This is a genomic window from Paenibacillus sp. IHB B 3084 (assembly GCF_001447315.1).
Taxonomy (GTDB): Bacteria; Bacillota; Bacilli; order Paenibacillales; family Paenibacillaceae; genus Paenibacillus.
In genome coordinates, this window is record NZ_CP013203.1 from 4871798 (window position 1) to 4888327 (window position 16530).

Annotated in this window: 10 protein-coding genes, 3 pseudogenes and 1 other annotated feature; of the genes and pseudogenes, 9 read left to right on the forward strand and 4 right to left on the reverse strand. The window is 46.6% G+C overall.

Annotation, left to right across the window (positions count from 1 at the left end; genetic code table 11):
* Positions 1 to 36 precede the first annotated feature (36 nt).
* The gene (locus ASL14_RS22795) at positions 37 to 573 is read right to left on the reverse strand and encodes a type 1 glutamine amidotransferase domain-containing protein (RefSeq protein WP_134913585.1); all 537 of its coding nucleotides are present in this window, start codon (positions 571 to 573) and stop codon (positions 37 to 39) included.
* Between the two features lie 338 nt (positions 574 to 911).
* Here ASL14_RS22795 and ASL14_RS22800 point away from each other — a divergent pair, with 338 nt between their 5' ends.
* The 4 genes from ASL14_RS22800 to ASL14_RS22815 all read left to right on the forward strand — a co-directional run bounded on the left by ASL14_RS22800 (position 912) and on the right by ASL14_RS22815 (position 3726).
* The gene (locus tag ASL14_RS22800; protein ID WP_134913587.1) at positions 912 to 1358 is read left to right on the forward strand and encodes a hypothetical protein; all 447 of its coding nucleotides are present in this window, start codon (positions 912 to 914) and stop codon (positions 1356 to 1358) included.
* Between the two features lie 101 nt (positions 1359 to 1459).
* Entirely contained in the window at positions 1460 to 1801 is a 342-nt protein-coding gene (gene ytxJ / locus ASL14_RS22805; protein WP_134913588.1) for a bacillithiol system redox-active protein YtxJ, read from the forward strand.
* 107 nt (positions 1802 to 1908) lie between these two features.
* The gene (gene ccpA / locus ASL14_RS22810) at positions 1909 to 2916 is read left to right on the forward strand and encodes a catabolite control protein A (protein ID WP_044648625.1); all 1008 of its coding nucleotides are present in this window, start codon (positions 1909 to 1911) and stop codon (positions 2914 to 2916) included.
* A gap of 111 nt (positions 2917 to 3027) precedes the next feature.
* On the forward strand, positions 3028 to 3726 hold the full coding sequence (locus tag ASL14_RS22815; RefSeq protein WP_134913590.1) for a 5'-methylthioadenosine/adenosylhomocysteine nucleosidase: 699 nt from the start codon (positions 3028 to 3030) through the stop codon (positions 3724 to 3726).
* 20 nt (positions 3727 to 3746) lie between these two features.
* Here ASL14_RS22815 and ASL14_RS22820 read toward each other — a convergent pair whose 3' ends face one another.
* Positions 3747 to 4379, reverse strand: coding sequence for a GNAT family N-acetyltransferase (locus ASL14_RS22820; protein WP_134913592.1), 633 nt, complete (start codon positions 4377 to 4379; stop codon positions 3747 to 3749).
* A gap of 242 nt (positions 4380 to 4621) precedes the next feature.
* Here ASL14_RS22820 and acsA point away from each other — a divergent pair.
* Positions 4622 to 6334 (forward strand): annotated as a pseudogene (acsA, locus tag ASL14_RS22825) (acetate--CoA ligase).
* A gap of 126 nt (positions 6335 to 6460) precedes the next feature.
* On the opposite strand, the pseudogene ASL14_RS22830 reads toward acsA, so the two are convergent.
* Positions 6461 to 9480, reverse strand: a pseudogene (locus ASL14_RS22830) (transglycosylase domain-containing protein).
* A gap of 135 nt (positions 9481 to 9615) precedes the next feature.
* Positions 9616 to 9884, forward strand: a binding site (T-box leader).
* Between the two features lie 65 nt (positions 9885 to 9949).
* Between ASL14_RS22830 and tyrS the strand changes: the two are divergent.
* Positions 9950 to 11202 (forward strand): annotated as a pseudogene (gene tyrS, locus ASL14_RS22835) (tyrosine--tRNA ligase).
* A gap of 312 nt (positions 11203 to 11514) precedes the next feature.
* On the forward strand, positions 11515 to 12381 hold the full coding sequence (locus tag ASL14_RS22840) for an AraC family transcriptional regulator (RefSeq protein ID WP_134913594.1): 867 nt from the start codon (positions 11515 to 11517) through the stop codon (positions 12379 to 12381).
* Positions 12382 to 12462: 81 nt separating this feature from the next.
* On the opposite strand, the gene rpsD is transcribed toward ASL14_RS22840, so the two are convergent.
* A complete protein-coding gene (rpsD, locus tag ASL14_RS22845) occupies positions 12463 to 13062 on the reverse strand; it encodes a 30S ribosomal protein S4 (protein ID WP_134913596.1) in 600 nt (199 codons plus the stop codon).
* 436 nt (positions 13063 to 13498) lie between these two features.
* Between rpsD and ASL14_RS22850 the strand changes: the two genes are divergently transcribed.
* Positions 13499 to 15484 carry a sensor domain-containing diguanylate cyclase gene (locus ASL14_RS22850; RefSeq protein ID WP_134913598.1) on the forward strand — a complete coding sequence of 662 codons (1986 nt, stop codon included), beginning with the start codon at positions 13499 to 13501 and terminating at the stop codon, positions 15482 to 15484.
* Positions 15485 to 15643: 159 nt separating this feature from the next.
* On the forward strand, positions 15644 to 16495 hold the full coding sequence (locus ASL14_RS22855) for a hypothetical protein (RefSeq protein ID WP_134913600.1): 852 nt from the start codon (positions 15644 to 15646) through the stop codon (positions 16493 to 16495).
* Positions 16496 to 16530: the final 35 nt, after the last annotated feature.

Genomic DNA, 16530 nt, shown 5'->3' on the forward strand with positions numbered 1-16530 from the left:
TTTGAAGGTGCTTTTGCTCATTTTATTGGAACTGACTTATTTCTGAGCATTGTTTGCCAACAGATCGCAAAACGCTTTTCCATATGGCGGAAGGTCAGGCGGGCGGCGGGCAGATACGATATGTCCGTCCGTCACGACAGCCTCGTCCTTCCAGATGGCTCCTGCGTTTTCCATATCATCACGAATGCCCGGTGTGGATGTTACGGTGACACCGTCCAAAATTTTGGCGGAGATCAGCACCCAGCCCGCGTGGCAGATCTGCCCGATGGGTTTATGGGCGGCGTGAAACTCCTGTACAAGTTGAATCACCTTGGGATAGCGGCGCAGTTTATCGGGCGCCCAGCCTCCGGGGACAAGAATCCCGTCATAATCGCGGCTGTTCAATTCCTCAAAGGCATATTCCGCTTCAGCAGGTACGCCATATTTTCCAATATATATTTTACCCTTTTCAGCACCGGCCAAATGTACTTCTGCGCCTTCTTCACGAACACGGTACACAGGGTACCATAGCTCCAGATCCTCGAATTCCTCATCTACCAGGGCGATAACCTTTTTTCCAGCAAGTCTCGACATCCAACCATCCTTTCGTGCGTCACTTGATGACACCTCTGTTTTGTAATCTGTACTTTTACATCTTAAGAAAAAGAACGCCCGAAGTCCATTCCTTCGCAGATTCTTATGTTAGTAGTCTGCTCTTTGACAGCAATTGTCGTCATTTTCTGACCCGCCAAAGCTTTGGTAATTTGTTCATAGCTTCAATCTGTGGAAGGATTTGAGGTCCCAAAGTCGAAATAAAACAAGGTATGATAGTTTTAATGGAGTTTACAAATATTTTATAGACTAGTAGATAGATATATCTGGATTCTGATGAGATCCTCATATAGTTTGATCCTACGTAATGAGGTGGTTAAATGCATAAGCAATGCCAATGCGGTAAACCGATGGGGCTGGAGTTGAGAAAGGTGATATATGCGGACAAGGTTGAAATTTTACATGTTCCCGTATTTTCATGCCCTTCGTGCTTCTCGAGTGAGGTTTTGCAGCACGTGACGAAGGACATCAAGGAGCTGTTACAAAATTTGGGGAGCAAGCCTAATGCTCGGCGTATTTCCTTTGCCCGTAACAACGAGCTGGCAGAAATTATACGCAAGCTGGTGCTGGAGGAAGCGGACAATCCCAATGTAGACTGGCAATCCTCTTTGGAGGAGCGAATGGAGCTTCGAATCAACCTGCTGCTGGACCTTTATCGTTATGCGAGAAGTCTGGAAGATGAGGATTGGATGAACGATGTACAGAAAAGATTGGTGCAATTATCCGGTTTTACCAGTGAATCGGTGTTTATGAATACAAAAAACTAAAAAAAATGAAAATTTTCATGGTCACCATTGGATTTTACATGTTCTTTTTGTTACGATGTGAATAGGCCATACGACAAGACACAGAAAGGAATGTATATCCAATGGTGACGATGACGAAAATGACTACTGTTCAACAATTAAATTCGGCACTGGAAGCGTCATCAGACAAGCCGCTGCTTCTCTTTAAACATAGCACACGCTGTCCGATTAGTTCCCGCGCACATCAGGAGATGGAATCCTACTTGCAAGGCACTCCCGACGAAAATATTGAATACGGTATCATTTATGTAGTAGAAGACCGGCCGGTGTCCAATGAAGCTGCGGACAGGCTCCAGGTGAAGCATGAATCGCCGCAGGCCATCTTAATAAAGGACGGAGAGGCTGTCTGGCATACATCCCATTCGAATATTACAGCCCATGCGCTCCACGATCATCTCACATAGGCAGAATGAGCGCAGTCGTTGCATAAAGTAGTATTTTGTCGTATCATGGTTCTAATTAGTTGATCTAGGATTCGGTTGAAAATTTATTGGCAATGGAGAGAAGGAATGTGACGGTAACGATCTATGATGTAGCTCGCGAAGCCGGTGTCTCAATGGCCACGGTATCCCGCGTAGTTAACAATAATCCTAACGTAAAACCTCAGACCCGCAAAAAGGTGTATGAAGCGATTGAACAATTGGGATATCGCCCGAATGCGGTGGCTAGAGGTCTGGCCAGCAAGAAGACAACGACCGTTGGTGTGGTTATTCCGGATATATCGAACTCAATTTTTGCAGAAATTGCGCGCGGTATTGAGGATATTGCGAATATGTATCACTATAATATTATTTTGTGTAATGCCGATAAGCGGAAAGAAAAAGAGATTCGTGTCATCAATACGCTGCTTGAAAAGCAGGTTGATGGACTTCTGTTCATGGGCGGCACAGTAACGGACGAGCATATTCAGGCGTTTCATACGGCTGCGGTTCCTATCGTTCTGTGCGCAACGAGTGATGAGAAAGGCAGCTATCCTTCGGTTGATATTGACCATGAAGCCGCTGCTTTTGATGCAGTGAATACATTGATCCGCCACGGGCACCGTCAAATCGCGATGATTAGTGGTACTCTTCAGGACCCTGCGAACGGCTATGCACGTTTCCAAGGCTACAAGAGAGCGCTGGAAGCAGCAGGAATGGAGTATCAGGAAGATCTCGTGCGAATCGGGAACTATCGTTATGAGTCCGGTGTGGAGGCAATGAAGTATTTCCTGGGCCTCAAGAAAAAGCCAAGCGCAATTTTTGCGGCTACGGATGAAATGGCAATTGGTGCGATTCATAGCATTCAGGATGAAGGCTTGAAAGTACCGGACGATTTCTCTGTCATCAGTGTGGACAATATCCGTATGGCTTCCATGGTTCGTCCGCAGCTTACGACAGTAGCGCAACCGATGTACGATTTGGGTGCAGTAGCGATGCGTTTGCTGACCAAGCTGATGAAGAAGGAAAATGTGGAAAATCCTCGCGTCATTTTGCCGCATGAAACGATTTTGCGGTTGTCGGTTAATTATCTAGACTAGACAGATTTGTTAACAGGATAGACCTTCGATGAAAGCTCCTTTAATGGAGCTTTTTTCGTGAATACATAGTCCATAATGCACATCATTAAACAAAGAATAGAGGGATTTGAGATGAGTCGAATTTATGGATTAATTGGTGCCATGGATGAAGAAATTGAACTGCTGCTTGCTGCAATGACTGAAGTTAGTAAGTCGGTCAGGGCTGGAATCACCTATACAAAGGGAGTCATTCACGGTCAACAGATTGTCGTATGCAAGTCCGGTGTAGGTAAGGTCAATGCTGCGGTAACGACACAAATCCTTATCGATAGCTTTGGAGTAGAACAAATCATATTTACAGGAGTGGCAGGGGCGGTGCATCCGGATTTAAATATTGGGGATATCGTGATTTCCTCCACATGTATGCAGCATGATATGGATGTAACGCCTTTGGGTTATGCCAGAGGAATCATTCCTTATCAGGATACCTCGGAGTTTGCGGCTGATCCTGATCTTGTTCGTCTGGCTGAGCAAGCCTGTCAATCCTTCGGCGATCGTTATATTGTCGGCAAGGTGCTTTCCGGTGACCAGTTTGTCGCTAGCCGTGAGCTGGTAGCTGCATTGCATCAGGAGATGGACGGTGCTTGTACCGAGATGGAGGGCGCAGCAGTGGCTCAGACAGCCCATATGAACGCTGTGCCTTACGTTGTCCTCCGCTCTATGTCTGATAAGGCAGACGGATCTGCCCACGTTAATTTTGGCGAATTTACAGTAGCATCTTCCCATCGTTCGCATCGAATTGTGGAATATATGCTGAAGCATTTGGGTTAAATGGCTAGTGGTGTAACATTTTAATACATGAATCTTCTCACAAACCGGATACGGTCAAATTGTTCCTGTGATGTGAGGGGGACATCCTCTCCCATTCGGACCATTAGGCAATTCGCCGGGTGGGAGCATATTTCAGGATCATCCGTAGCGTACCAGACCATATCCACCGTTTTCATCAGACGTTCCATCATGCGGCGGTATTCCCATACGGAGAGACCGCTGCCTTTTAAATCCCAATGCCAATAGTACTCAGTCGTAAAAATGATATAGGATTCCAGTTGTCCGTCCTCAAAGGCGACCCGAATCATTTGGCTTCCCAGACCCAGTCCGCGATATTCGTCGGCTACCTCAATCGCTCCAAGCTCCAGCAGGTCCTTCATTCTGGCTTCGGACCAGCGTTCCATCTCATCAGGATAGTGAAAAGTCACGTATCCGAGAATGGTTTCCCTGTCATGAGCAATGATAATCCTGCCTTCCGGCAGTCCCGAAATATCCACCAGCGCGTCGAATTGCTCCTTCGGCTTGCGAAAGGCGTCGAGATGTGGATGCATTTGAAATGAACGCAGTTGTTCAGCGGATACGGGGCCTTCTACGTAGATCCTTTGCCCGTTATGACTTAGCGTGTCCAAATGGTGCAGTTTTAAATGCTGCATACATGCGCCTCCTTGTTTACCGTGACCTAGCTCCCCATATCCCCTACTTATAGCAAAAAAACAAATAAATGAAAAGGATGGTCGTCACATCCTCACCTATGATATACTGTTTTAGACATAAATTGTTCACAATTAGTCGCTTTTATCAGATGTTAAATAAAGGAATTGACATGCTTGTATTGAATTTGTAAGCGTTATCATGTTCTGTATTATTCTCATTATATCGTGAGGAGGCTGAACGCATGAAGATTGAAGAACTCCAGGCTGTAGTTCCCACATCCAACATGGGCCCGTATGAACAAGCTTACAACCGCTTTCAGTGGGAAGATGCAGAGCGTCATTTTACGTGGTATGAATCAGGCAAGGTGAACATGGCGCACGAAGCGATTGACCGGCATGTAGAGGAAGGGAGAGGTGACAAAACGGCGCTGTTGTATTGTGACGCGAACCGCCATGAAGCCTACACCTTTTCTGAGTTGCGTGCCAGCTCCAACAGGTTTGGCAATGTGCTGCGAAAATACGGCATTGGCAAAGGGGAGCGGGTATTTATATTCATGCCGCGTTCACCTGAGCTGGTCATTAGTCTGCTTGGCATTTTGAAGGTAGGAGCAGTCGTCGGGCCTTTGTTTGAGGCGTTTATGGAAACGGCGGTCAAGGATCGGCTGGAAGATAGCGGAGCAGTGGCGCTGGTGACCACGCCTGCACTTCTTTCACGCGTAAAGCGTGAGGAACTTCCGGAGCTGCGGCATATTTTTGTGGTTGGCGATGTGGACGAACGGGAGCAAGGGATTATTGATTTTGAAACGGAAATGCTTACGTCCTCCGAGGAACTTGAACCGGAATGGCTGAGTCGTGAGGATGGGTTGATTATTCATTACACGTCAGGCTCAACGGGCAAGCCTAAAGGCGTATATCATGTGCAAAACGCGATGATTCAGCACTATTATACCGGTAAAATGGTGCTTGATTTGCGTGAAGATGATGTGTATTGGTGTACAGCCGATCCCGGCTGGGTTACAGGAACGTCCTACGGCATTTTCGCCCCGTGGCTGAATGGAGCAACAAATGTGATCCGTGGCGGTCGTTTTAGTCCCGAGGATTGGTACCGAACGATTGAGCGCCACGAGGTGACTGTATGGTATAGCGCTCCTACCGCGTTTCGGATGCTCATGAGCGCAGGGGAGGATATCGTTGCCAAATATGATCTCGGAAGCCTGCGGCATGTGTTATCCGTCGGGGAACCGTTAAATCCCGAGGTGGTACGCTGGGGCTGGCAGGTATATAAGCAGCGTATTCATGATACCTGGTGGATGACGGAAACGGGTGGTCAAATGATCTGTAATTTCCCTGAGCTGCCGATTAAGCCCGGCTCGATGGGAAAGCCCCTGCCTGGTATTCAGGCGGCTATTCTAGACGACAGAGGGCAAGTGCTGCCGCCTAATCGAATGGGGCACTTGGCGATACGTACACCGTGGCCCTCTATGATGAACCGTATATGGAACAACCCGAACAAATTTCAGGAGTATTTCCGTTTTTCCGGTTGGTATGTGTCCGGTGATTCTGCCTATATGGATGAGGACGGATACTTCTGGTTTCAGGGCGTATTGATGATGTCATTAATTCCTCAGGGGAGCGGATCGGTCCATTTGAGATCGAGAGCAAGCTTCTGGAGCATCCCGCTGTAGCAGAGGCTGGAGTGATCGGAAAGCCGGATACTGTGCGGGGAGAGATCATTAAAGCTTTTATCGCACTCCGTGAAGGCTACACCCCTCTGAAGCTTTGCAGCAGGATATTTATCGCTTTGTCAAAGAAGGGCTGTCTGCCCATGCTGCACCACGCGAAATTGAGTTTAAGGAAAAGCTGCCCAAACCCGTTCCGGTAAAATTATGAGACGTGTACTCAAAGCCTGGGAACTTAATCTTCCTACAGGAGATTTGTCTACCATAGAGGATTGAAATGCTTTTTAAGAAAGATACAAAAAAGGGAGTCTCCAAAGCCGTGATGGCTGAGGGACTCTCCTTTTGTTGGTGCTGATAAAGTAGATTTTACCAAATATTAACATTTGTTGCTGTTGTGAGCTGTTATGGACGAACGGCTCCGGAAGGAGCTGATTCCCCAAGGCATTCATGGAAGTGATGCGGAACCAACCCTTCGGTTTGCCGCCCGCTTTATATTGAAAGCTGGTGGATGCGGTGGAGCCGATGTTTGTAAAAGGCTCCGCACCGCTTTCACTGTAATACACTTTATAGCCTGTAATCGCATCCGCAGGCTTTCCTGCACTCCATTGGAGCGCTACGGCTGAGCCTGCTGCTTTCGCTTGAGGCTGCCCAGGAGCGGTAGGAATCTCCGTAGGCTGCGCACCCGTTCCATCTCCTTCACCCGGTACAACTGGATTCCCAGGATCATCAGGTGGCACTACAGGTGCTGCACTTGCTTGGGAGCTTGGCTTTGACTCATGCCCACCTACATCAACGGCGGTTACGTAGTAGCTGGAGCTGCTGCCACCCGGGCTGTCAGAGAACACTTTAGAGCCGTCAGCCATGACGACCTTGCCAAGCCGTTGGAAACTGCTCCCATCCGTAGAACGATATAGACGGTATCCTACGGCATCGCTGTTTCCGCTTGGGCTAAAGCTGATCATAGCTTTGCCGTCACTATAGCTTACGCTAACGTTAGACGGAGCACTAGGATCGGCTCCATCGTCTTTACGCGGATCAATCCGGGTAGGAGCCGCCTTATCTGCATCCTGAGGCAGATAGTAGGACAACGAATTATGTCGTCTCATCACCGTAAAGGCTTGCTGGAGCTCTTTAATCAGCTCTGAAATCGGTTTTTCCCGTTTACTAACGGTCCGCTCGTTCAACATGTCATCCGGTGTGCCGTCCCGTGGAATGTAATTGACACCTTGATAGGTAATATATTTGGCACGAGTGACACCATTTTCACTGTTTTGGGTGGATACTTACTGTTGTAAATATCCGAACCGTATGCGGACGCTGTCTTGTTACAATACCGTCTGGTCGCTTGAAGCTGTCGGTTTGGAACAGATCCGGATCCTTTGCGGTCACTTCATTCATGATTGCGCCCAAAGGCGACGTGCCCGCTCTTTTTGTGCTTTTGTTTCGAGCTTATTGACAGGTTGCTTGTAACCAACCCATACACCCAGTGTGACGTCAGGCGTAAAGCCCTCGAACCATACATCGGTATAGGATTGTGTAGTGCCTGTTTTACCGGCAATCGGAATCTTGCCAGCTTGATCGAAATTACGCTTCACCAGTCTGCCTGTACCTTCCGACACGGCTGTACGCAGCATATCCGTCATCAGATAGGCGGTTTGTGGTGTAAAGGCTTGTACAGGATTAGGCTGATGCTTATAAACAATATTGCCTTGCGAGTCCACAATCTTTTCAATCATGTAGGCGTCATTAAATACACCGCCGTTTGGAATAGCACCATAAGCATTCGTCAGTTCCTCAACTGTGACCCCGTGGGCCAAGCCGCCGAGTACACCTGTCTGGGCATTGTTATCGCTTGGTTCCAAGGTGGTAATGCCTAGCTTCTTGGCAAAATCCCAAGCTTTGCTGATACCTACTTTTTCGTTAAACAACTTGAGTGCTATCGTATTTAGTGACTGATTCAGCGCATAACGGGCCGTAACCAGCCCCTGATAGCGGTTATTGGCGTTTTTCGGGATGTGATACCCATTGCTGCCATCCTTCAAAATAATAGGTGCATCATCCACGATGCTGCCAGGCTGCACGAGACCGCTGTCCAATGCAGGGAGATAAGCGGCAATCGGCTTCATAGCCGATCCCGGCTGGCGTACCATCTGGGTCGCATAATTCATCTGTTCCTTTTGGAAATCCCGGCCTTCCATCATACCGAGAATCGCGCCTGTTTTATGCTGGATAAGAATCGCGGCCGCTTGCTCGTCTCCCTTGGTTTTACTTGTGGAAGAGAAATTATTCTTGTTCTCTGCAATTTGGCGCATCGACTTGTAGATGCTTTTATCAATAGTGGTGTATACCATATAACCACCTGTTCGAAGCTGTTGTTCAGCTTCTTTGAGCAAGTCGTTATCATCCTTGGTTTTGGCATCTGCACTGGCATTGGCCGCTTGACCCGGATTTGTGACTGACATAAGTGCCTGTGCCGCTTGCCGTTCCGTTTCCATCATAAGATACGGATACGTGTTATAGGCTTTAACAGTGCGTGGAGCGAGCGACTTTTTGATATCAAAAGCCATCGCCTCATCATACTGTGCCTGATTGATTTTATTCTCCTCCAGCATTCGGCTGAGTACCAGGTGCTGGCGGTTGATCGCCCTTTTAAAGCCGGACTCGTTAAATTCACCCTTACCGTTGTAAGCGGAATAAGAGGAAGGAAGCTGTGGCAGACCTGCCAGATAGGCGGCTTGAGCCACATTCAGCTCATTCAGATCATTCTCGTTAAAAATACCTTTGGCCGCTGCTTTGATCCCAAAGACGTTATAACCGCTTGATCCGTTACCAAAAGGTACTTTATTGAGATAGGCCGTAATAATTTGCTGCTTGCTCAGGAAGCGCTCAAGGCGCAGAGAGAGCAAAATTTCCTTGACCTTGCGGTCATCCGTGCGATCCAGATTCAGAAAGACACGACGGGCAAGCTGCTGGGTCAGGGTGCTTCCTCCGGTTTGTACGGATTCATGCAGTGCTTTTTGTTTTATAGCCCGCAGCGTTCCCGACAGATCGACACCTTTATGCTCGTAAAAATGGTTATCTTCAATAGCAATGACTGCGTTAATGACGAGTTGCGGAATCTCCTTAAACGTGACAGGACGTCGATCTTCTTCTGTCCGGAGCTGTCCGATAGGGGAGCCATCATTGAAATAAGCGAAGCCTGTAATTGCATTTTTGTCTACTTCCTGTTCAATCATGGATCTGGAGCGTACAGGCTCGCTTTTCACAATAGAGGCTACATAGCCGGCTGCGGCTCCTCCTGCGAACAGCGCTCCCATAAAACAGATGATGACGACCCACTTTATGACACGGCCGAGCCTCCGCATGGTTGTCCGTAAGCGGGAAGGCTTTGGCTCTGACACATTGTTGTTTTCTTCAACCATTAAGTCTTCCTCCTTTATAACAGCCATTATTATAGCATAAAATTACAAAATGAACCCATATGCTAAAAAGCCTGTCTTTTGGTGTCGTTGACTCTATAAAAGTGGTGTGTTATAAATAGGTCAAAGTAAATATCGTGAAAAGCAGAGAAAGACTTCAGTAGAAGGTGGAATCACGTTGTGCAGAGAGCCGATGGGTGGTGCGAATCGGTAACGACCCTCCTTTGAATTACCGTCTGGAGCTGTCTGGATGAATGGTAGAGCTTTTGCAGATTTGCGAAGCTGACTATAGTAATCCAGTACCGGGTGTAGGCCCGTTATAGGAATGAAGTGAAAGAAACGCTTGCCTTTGGCATACGTTTCTTTAATTAGGGTGGTAACGCGAGCAGCTCCTTCTCGTCCCTTGGGATGAAAGGGGCTTTTTGGTTTGTTTAATATGTAATATTTTGGATGAAAACAGGAGGTATACAGGATGAAGTGGGAAGAGATGAAGCCTGAGCAGCAGGCAGAGGTAGAACGCCAATTAAATGTGATTCAACGTGGTGTGGCAGAAATTGTACCGGAGGATGAGCTGAAGCGTAAGCTTATTAAATCGGTCGTTAGCGGTGAGCCGCTTCAAATTAAATTAGGACTTGACCCATCGGCGCCGGATATTCACATCGGGCATACGGTCGTTATGCATAAGCTGCGCCAGTTTCAGGAGCTTGGTCATCAGGTACAACTTATCATCGGTGATTTTACGGGCAAGATTGGTGATCCGACAGGCAAATCGGAAACTCGTAAGCAACTGACTGAGGAAGATGTCCAGCGCAATGCCCAGACGTATAAGGAACAGATATTCAAAATTCTGGACCCCGAAAAAACAAAGGTATACTACAATTCCCATTGGTTGGCTCCCATGTCTTTTGCCGATGTGGTAACGCTGGCCGCTAAAGTAACTGTCGCACGTATGCTGGAACGGGATGACTTTACGAAAAGATACCAAAACGGCTTGCCGATCAGCATCCATGAATTTTTCTACCCGTTGATGCAAGGGATGGATTCCGTGGAACTCCGAAGCGACATCGAGCTGGGGGTACAGATCAAAAGTTCAATTTGCTGATGGGCAGAACTCTGCAAAAGGAATACGGAGTGGAGCCACAGGCCACCATTACGTTGCCACTGCTTGAAGGGCTGGATGGCGTGCAGAAGATGAGCAAAAGTCTGGGCAACTACATTGGTGTCGATGAGGAGCCGAACGAAATCTACGGAAAATCCATGTCGGTTCCTGATGAACTGATGCTTAAATATTTTGAGCTGGCAACAGATTTGAACAATGAGGAACTGGCTGAGCTGGCGGAAGGCATTAAGAACGGTTCAGTGCATCCGCGTGACGCCAAAATGAAGCTGGCTGGAACGTTGGTACGCATGTACCACGGTAAGGAAGCGGAGGAAACAGCGAAGCAGCATTTTGTGACCGTATTCCAGCAAAGAGCGCTGCCTGACGATATTGAAGAGTTCACTTTGACGGCCGATCATTTGGAAGATGGCGGCATCCGTGTCATCCAATTGCTGACTCATTTGGGCTTTGCGGCTTCTAATGGTGAAGCCAAACGCAGCATTCAGCAGGGCTCGGTCAAAATTAATGAAGAGAAATGGACCGATATAAACGAAGCATACACGCCGCAGGAAGGCGATATTGTGCAAATGGGTAAACGGAAGTTCGCCAAAATCAAGCTAGGCTGATAAAAATGTGAGATACATGGCGGGAGAGAGGTAGTCCTGCGTTCGATTTAGTCTACATCGCTGGATTTCTCTAAATTTAAATCAGGCCGCTTCGTTGTTGCCCGCCGTTAATCACCTTTATTTTAACAACGCAGAGACATGCATAGTGTCTCTGCGTTGTTTTTATTTCTACTGAAGTAAAAAGGCCGTGGTAAACTTAGCACAAATGATCAAACAAGTATGTGCAGGATTGTACATAATGGATTACGAAGTCTTGCTAAATTCGCTTGGTGGATGAATCGTCAAACTATAACAAGTAAGGGGAAGGATCGTATGGACTACTTTAAAAGAATACAGTGTGCGATTGAGTTTATTGAAATGAATCTTCGAGAAGAGTTGAAAATTACGGAAATTGCTTCGCAATCTTGCTTTTCATCCTTTCATTTTCAGAGGCTTTTTCAGGCGATTTCGGGTTTTACGGTTCAACAGTATATAAGGAAGAGAAGATTATCGGAGGCGGCTGTAGGGCTGAAACAGTCTAATCAAAAGGTATTAGATATTGCTCTTGAATACCAGTACAGTTCACAAGAAGCGTTTACACGTGCTTTTGAAAAAAGTTTTGGTGTCACCCCGGGGAAATACCGGAACAGTGATATAGATATTTCCCAGCAACACAAGATTAATTTTCTGGATTATCAAAAAAACACCAAAGGGGATTTGGATGTGAATAAGCCGGTAATGCTGCAATTCGATACGATTAAGGTCATAGGCCATGAGTACAAAACAAACCTGAATCATGAGCAGCATTATAATGAGATTCCAGGATTTTATGATCACTTTGGAACGAATGAGCATTTTATGCGTATTCCGAATAAAATTGCACCGGGGATGTCGTACGGTATTGCTTGCTCTTTTCAAGATAATGGTGAATTTTCATTTGTGATTGGCGAGGAAGTTGAGGGAGAAGCGGAAGATTTGGCAGAGGGATTTATCTATATGGAGATTCCTGCAGGAAAGTATGCCGAATTTAACGCTTCAGGTCCGAATGGCCAGGTTCAGGATGTACGAAACTATATCTACGGCACATGGCTTCCGAACTCTAATTTTGAGCGTAGGGAAGGACCTGATTTTGAAATTACCGACGTGATGAATTCTTCCTTTCCAGATTTGGATATTAAGATATATATACCGATTGAATAAAATGTTACAAGCTTCACGCAACAGTAACACGAAAAAAGCACCCGAACGAAGTTCGGGTGCTTTTCAGTGCTATCACAAGGATTAGCGGTTGTAGAATTCGACGATTTGTTTTTCGTCGATATCTTGGGACAATTCGCCACGCTCAGGCAAACGGATGTATTTGCCTTCCAGAGCTGCGTCATTGTACTCCAGGTAAGCTACCAAGTGGTTGCGGTTTTCCAAAGCTTCTTTGATGGAAGACAGGGAACGACTTCTTTCACGAAGACCGATCACGTCGCCCAGGCTTACTTGGTAAGAAGCGATGTCAACTTTTTTACCGTTCACAGTAACGTGACCGTGTGCTACCAATTGACGTGCGCCTGCACGGGAGTTAGCAAAGCCAAGACGGAACACGAGGTTGTCCAGGCGGCTTTCCAGCAAGAACATGAAGTTCTCACCAGCGATACCGTGCATGTGTTGAGCTTTGTTGAACAGAGTGCGGAATTGTTTTTCACCCAAGCCGTACATGTGACGCAGCTTTTGTTTTTCTTGAAGCTGCATACCGTAGTTGCTAATTTTTCTCCGTTGGTTTGCACCATGTTGTCCCGGAGGGAAAGGGCGTTTCAATTCTTTACCTGTGCCGCTCAGGGAAATCCCCAGACGACGGCTCAATTTAAATTTAGGACCAGTGTAACGTGCCATTATAGAGTTAACTCCTTCATAATTAAAATTTGAGTTGGGGCTCTCTTTGCGCTCCAATTTGTTCGGCGCTACCAATCAAGGTGATGCGCACTACTGACAGAAAAGTTCAGCCGCTGTCCTGTTAGCAACAAATAAGATGAGGGTGACACAAACTGTTACGCCCAAAATTTAAGATCCGCACAGTAGATAGTTCTGCCGTACAGTCTTTTTCATTAATATATACTATATGTAATAGTGGGTCAATGTCAAGAAGAGAAAAAGAATGAAAACGTCAAAATTTGTCGATAGGGCTTTAGAACTAAAAAAGTGGGACAAATTTCTGAAAAATGGATGCAAATTTCTGGAGTTAAGAGTAAAATAGATCATATTATAAGCTATAGTGGTGCGTAGCCGCTGTCTTGGTACAGCTAATTTTGCTGTAAAGGAGCGCCTTAATATGTCGGACTTTTCAACAACGGATCAGCAAACGCTTGACGGTAAAACAGCCCAGGCTAGCGGTGCTCCGCTGTTTGATGATAAAGAATATACGTCTTTTGCCTGGCTCCAAAACATGGATATGACACCATTTGATTTCCCCTATATTAATCAGCTTCTTGTCCAAGGATATCGGAACTGGTTGCAGCAGAGCAATGGTATATCGTGGGTTAATGAAGAACAATCCGCCGTTTTTAATTTTACAGGTGTTCGGGTTGCAGGTAGGGAAGAGGATGATGACGAGGATTTGGGGCTGGTCGAACGTTGCTGCTTGTCCAGAGAAATGGAAATAAGTCAACGCAAACTTCGGGACGGAAGCCTTGCATTTGTGTACATGGTTCCTGTATTTTGCCGTAATCATAAGGGTGAGGCTTTTGCTGCTCTTCGTTTTACACTGTCTGCTCAACATTCTGTTCCCGAGCAGGACGCATTATTAGCGGCAACTTTGCATTTTAGATCCTGCTTTTATACGAGATTTGAGTATATATTTATGGAAGATATCCTCGGGATGCAGAACCGGAGCGACCGCGATGGCAGGCGACGCTCTATTTTATTTCAGATTGTAAAGCGAATGCATGACAAGATTGATGTTGAAGGCGTGCTGGACGAGGTATTTGGCAGCATAGCTTACTTGTTTCCGCATGTAGATATCACGTTATATATGAGCCAGGATCGGCACAGTCGTAATCCGCAAGTCAAACCTTTGTTGTTGCACGAGCGGGACGAGGATGTATGTGTGCGTGCATTTATGAAAGGCCAAATGGCTGTAAATGAGCCTGTAGGCACAGAAGGAGAAATGACTGAAATCGGCATTCCTTTACGTGGCAAGCAAGGTGTATATGGTGTGTTTCATATGATTCTTCCATCAGGTGCCGAAAGCATGAAGAAAGTGGATGTGGAGCTGATCGCCATGATGGCGGACACAGCAGGCACCGCATTTGAAAATGCAAAGCTGCTGGAGCAATCCAATGTGCTCATCCATGAGTTGCGTCTCATTAATGAACTGGTTCAGCGCTTGAATCAAAGCCTTAAGCTGAACGAAATATTCGAGTTTGCTGTGCAGGAATTATTGAAAATGTTCTTGGCTGACTTTTGCTGTATTGTGCAACTCGATCAGGAAGGAAATTGCTTTAAGGTCACGTCAAGCAACGTAGAAAGTTTAAGGCTGCACAGTTACTCTGGCGAGGATGGGTTTGCAGGGCTGATACGCAGAACAGGAGAGCCTGTTATCGTATCAGATTACAGAAAGGAAGGGAAGATATCCTCCGATTTTATGGATATGACCGATTCCCTTTCTTTGATGGCGGTACCTATGAAAACCAGCGGTACACCGAGAGGGGCTATTTTATTGTCCAGCAAGCTCCCTCACTTTTTTTCGTACGATAATTACAAAATGTTGCAAATGCTGGCCCCCCATATCGGATTGGCGGTAACAAATGCCATGCTGCATGCTGAGGTACGGCGTCTGGCCAATATGGACATGCTAACAGGTCTGTATGTACGTCATTATGTGGACAAGGTGATTCAGAGACATCAGGAGAAAGATTTTTGCGGTTCTCTCATTTTGGTGGACATTGATCAGTTCAAACAGGTGAATGATACATACGGGCATCAGACAGGTGATCAAATATTGAAAAGTGTCAGTGATATTGTTCGTTCGGCGACCCGTAGCGAGGATGTATGTGCCAGATGGGGCGGCGAGGAATTGGCAATTTATTTGCCGCAGCTTGGAGTACAGCAGGCGCTGGAGTATGCGGAAAAAATCCGCTATCGCGTACAACATGAAACCCAGCCTCAGGTGACCGTTTCCTGCGGGATTGCTGAATGGAACTGGCTGGATGAGCAGATCAGCATTGAATCTTTATTTTACAGGGCGGATATGGCATTGTATGAGGCGAAAAATGAAGGTCGCAACCGGATTGTTATTGATCATGTGGGCGACGCCTAGAGAATGTTCCTTATGGAATGTTCTCTTTTTTTGCTGTGCATAACCTTTTGTAGTCAGGAAACCCTAATCGTAGGTATAAAAATAACGTAGTTTTCCTGAAGTACAGCCCTTACCCATTGGTAAGGGCTGTACTTCAGGATATGATGGGCGGATGATTGGATGGATTGGAGAAGAGAATGGAGTATGCTGGTTTGTATGTTGCTCACCATGTGCTCGTTAAGTGGATGTACACTTGCAGAACAGCAAAATGCGCCGGATCAGATTTTTAAAAGAGCCGTTGCAGGGATAGCAGGCAAAGAAACGTTAACGTTCAAAGGTCAGGCTGGTGTCATAGCCAGAAATGGTATGCCGGTGGATAAACAGTTCGCATATCATGGTAAGGTGAGCAACCACGATGAACTGACCATGCATTGGAGTTCTGCGGGGGCTTTTAACAAGCGGTCAAGCTATGCTGCACTCAAACAAGGCGCATCCGGGGATGGGGTAACACAGGAGCGTTTTCTTCGTCTGGATGGAAAATGGATTGCCGTTACATCCAGTCGTATAGCTATGAATGGAGTAGGGACGTTAAATCGTTTTAATCCGATTCAGGAGCTGGAGGAACTGAATGCACTGAATAAAACCATTCGTATAGAGGCCGGGGCCGCGCGGGGAACCTGGGTAGTGAGGATTGAGCCAGAATCGTCCTCAGCCAAGCGATGGTTGAAAGACCGTTTAATGAAAGAAATGGATGCCATAAATCCTCACCTCTTGCAAGCAAACATGAAGCAGAACGGGAAGAATCAAGAGGTGCAGCAAAAACTGAATCGAATATGGGCGCAGAGTCGCGAGGATATGAGTAGCCAATTAGAACATTCTGATGTGCATGCTGTGTATCATCTGACGATAGACCGCCAAACAGGCTTGCCCCTGAAGTTGTCGTCGGAATGCAAAATTGCGCGGCAGGAGGCAAATGGAGAGGGGCATGAGGAAGCTCTGATTACCAGAGTTGCTTTTGAGGGCTACAAGTAACGCAACGGGCATGATACAATGGACTTCGAATTAAC

Coding starts and splice junctions, on each gene's coding strand:
- ASL14_RS22795 (WP_134913585.1), bottom strand. CDS start 573: ATGTCGAGACTTGCTGGAAAAAAGGTTATCGCCCTGGTAGATGAGGAA.
- ASL14_RS22800 (WP_134913587.1), top strand. CDS start 912: ATGCATAAGCAATGCCAATGCGGTAAACCGATGGGGCTGGAGTTGAGA.
- ytxJ (WP_134913588.1), top strand. CDS start 1,460: ATGGTGACGATGACGAAAATGACTACTGTTCAACAATTAAATTCGGCA.
- ASL14_RS22815 (WP_134913590.1), top strand. CDS start 3,028: ATGAGTCGAATTTATGGATTAATTGGTGCCATGGATGAAGAAATTGAA.
- ASL14_RS22820 (WP_134913592.1), bottom strand. CDS start 4,379: ATGCAGCATTTAAAACTGCACCATTTGGACACGCTAAGTCATAACGGG.
- ASL14_RS22840 (WP_134913594.1), top strand. CDS start 11,515: ATGGACTACTTTAAAAGAATACAGTGTGCGATTGAGTTTATTGAAATG.
- rpsD (WP_134913596.1), bottom strand. CDS start 13,062: ATGGCACGTTACACTGGTCCTAAATTTAAATTGAGCCGTCGTCTGGGG.
- ASL14_RS22850 (WP_134913598.1), top strand. CDS start 13,499: ATGTCGGACTTTTCAACAACGGATCAGCAAACGCTTGACGGTAAAACA.
- ASL14_RS22855 (WP_134913600.1), top strand. CDS start 15,644: ATGGATTGGAGAAGAGAATGGAGTATGCTGGTTTGTATGTTGCTCACC.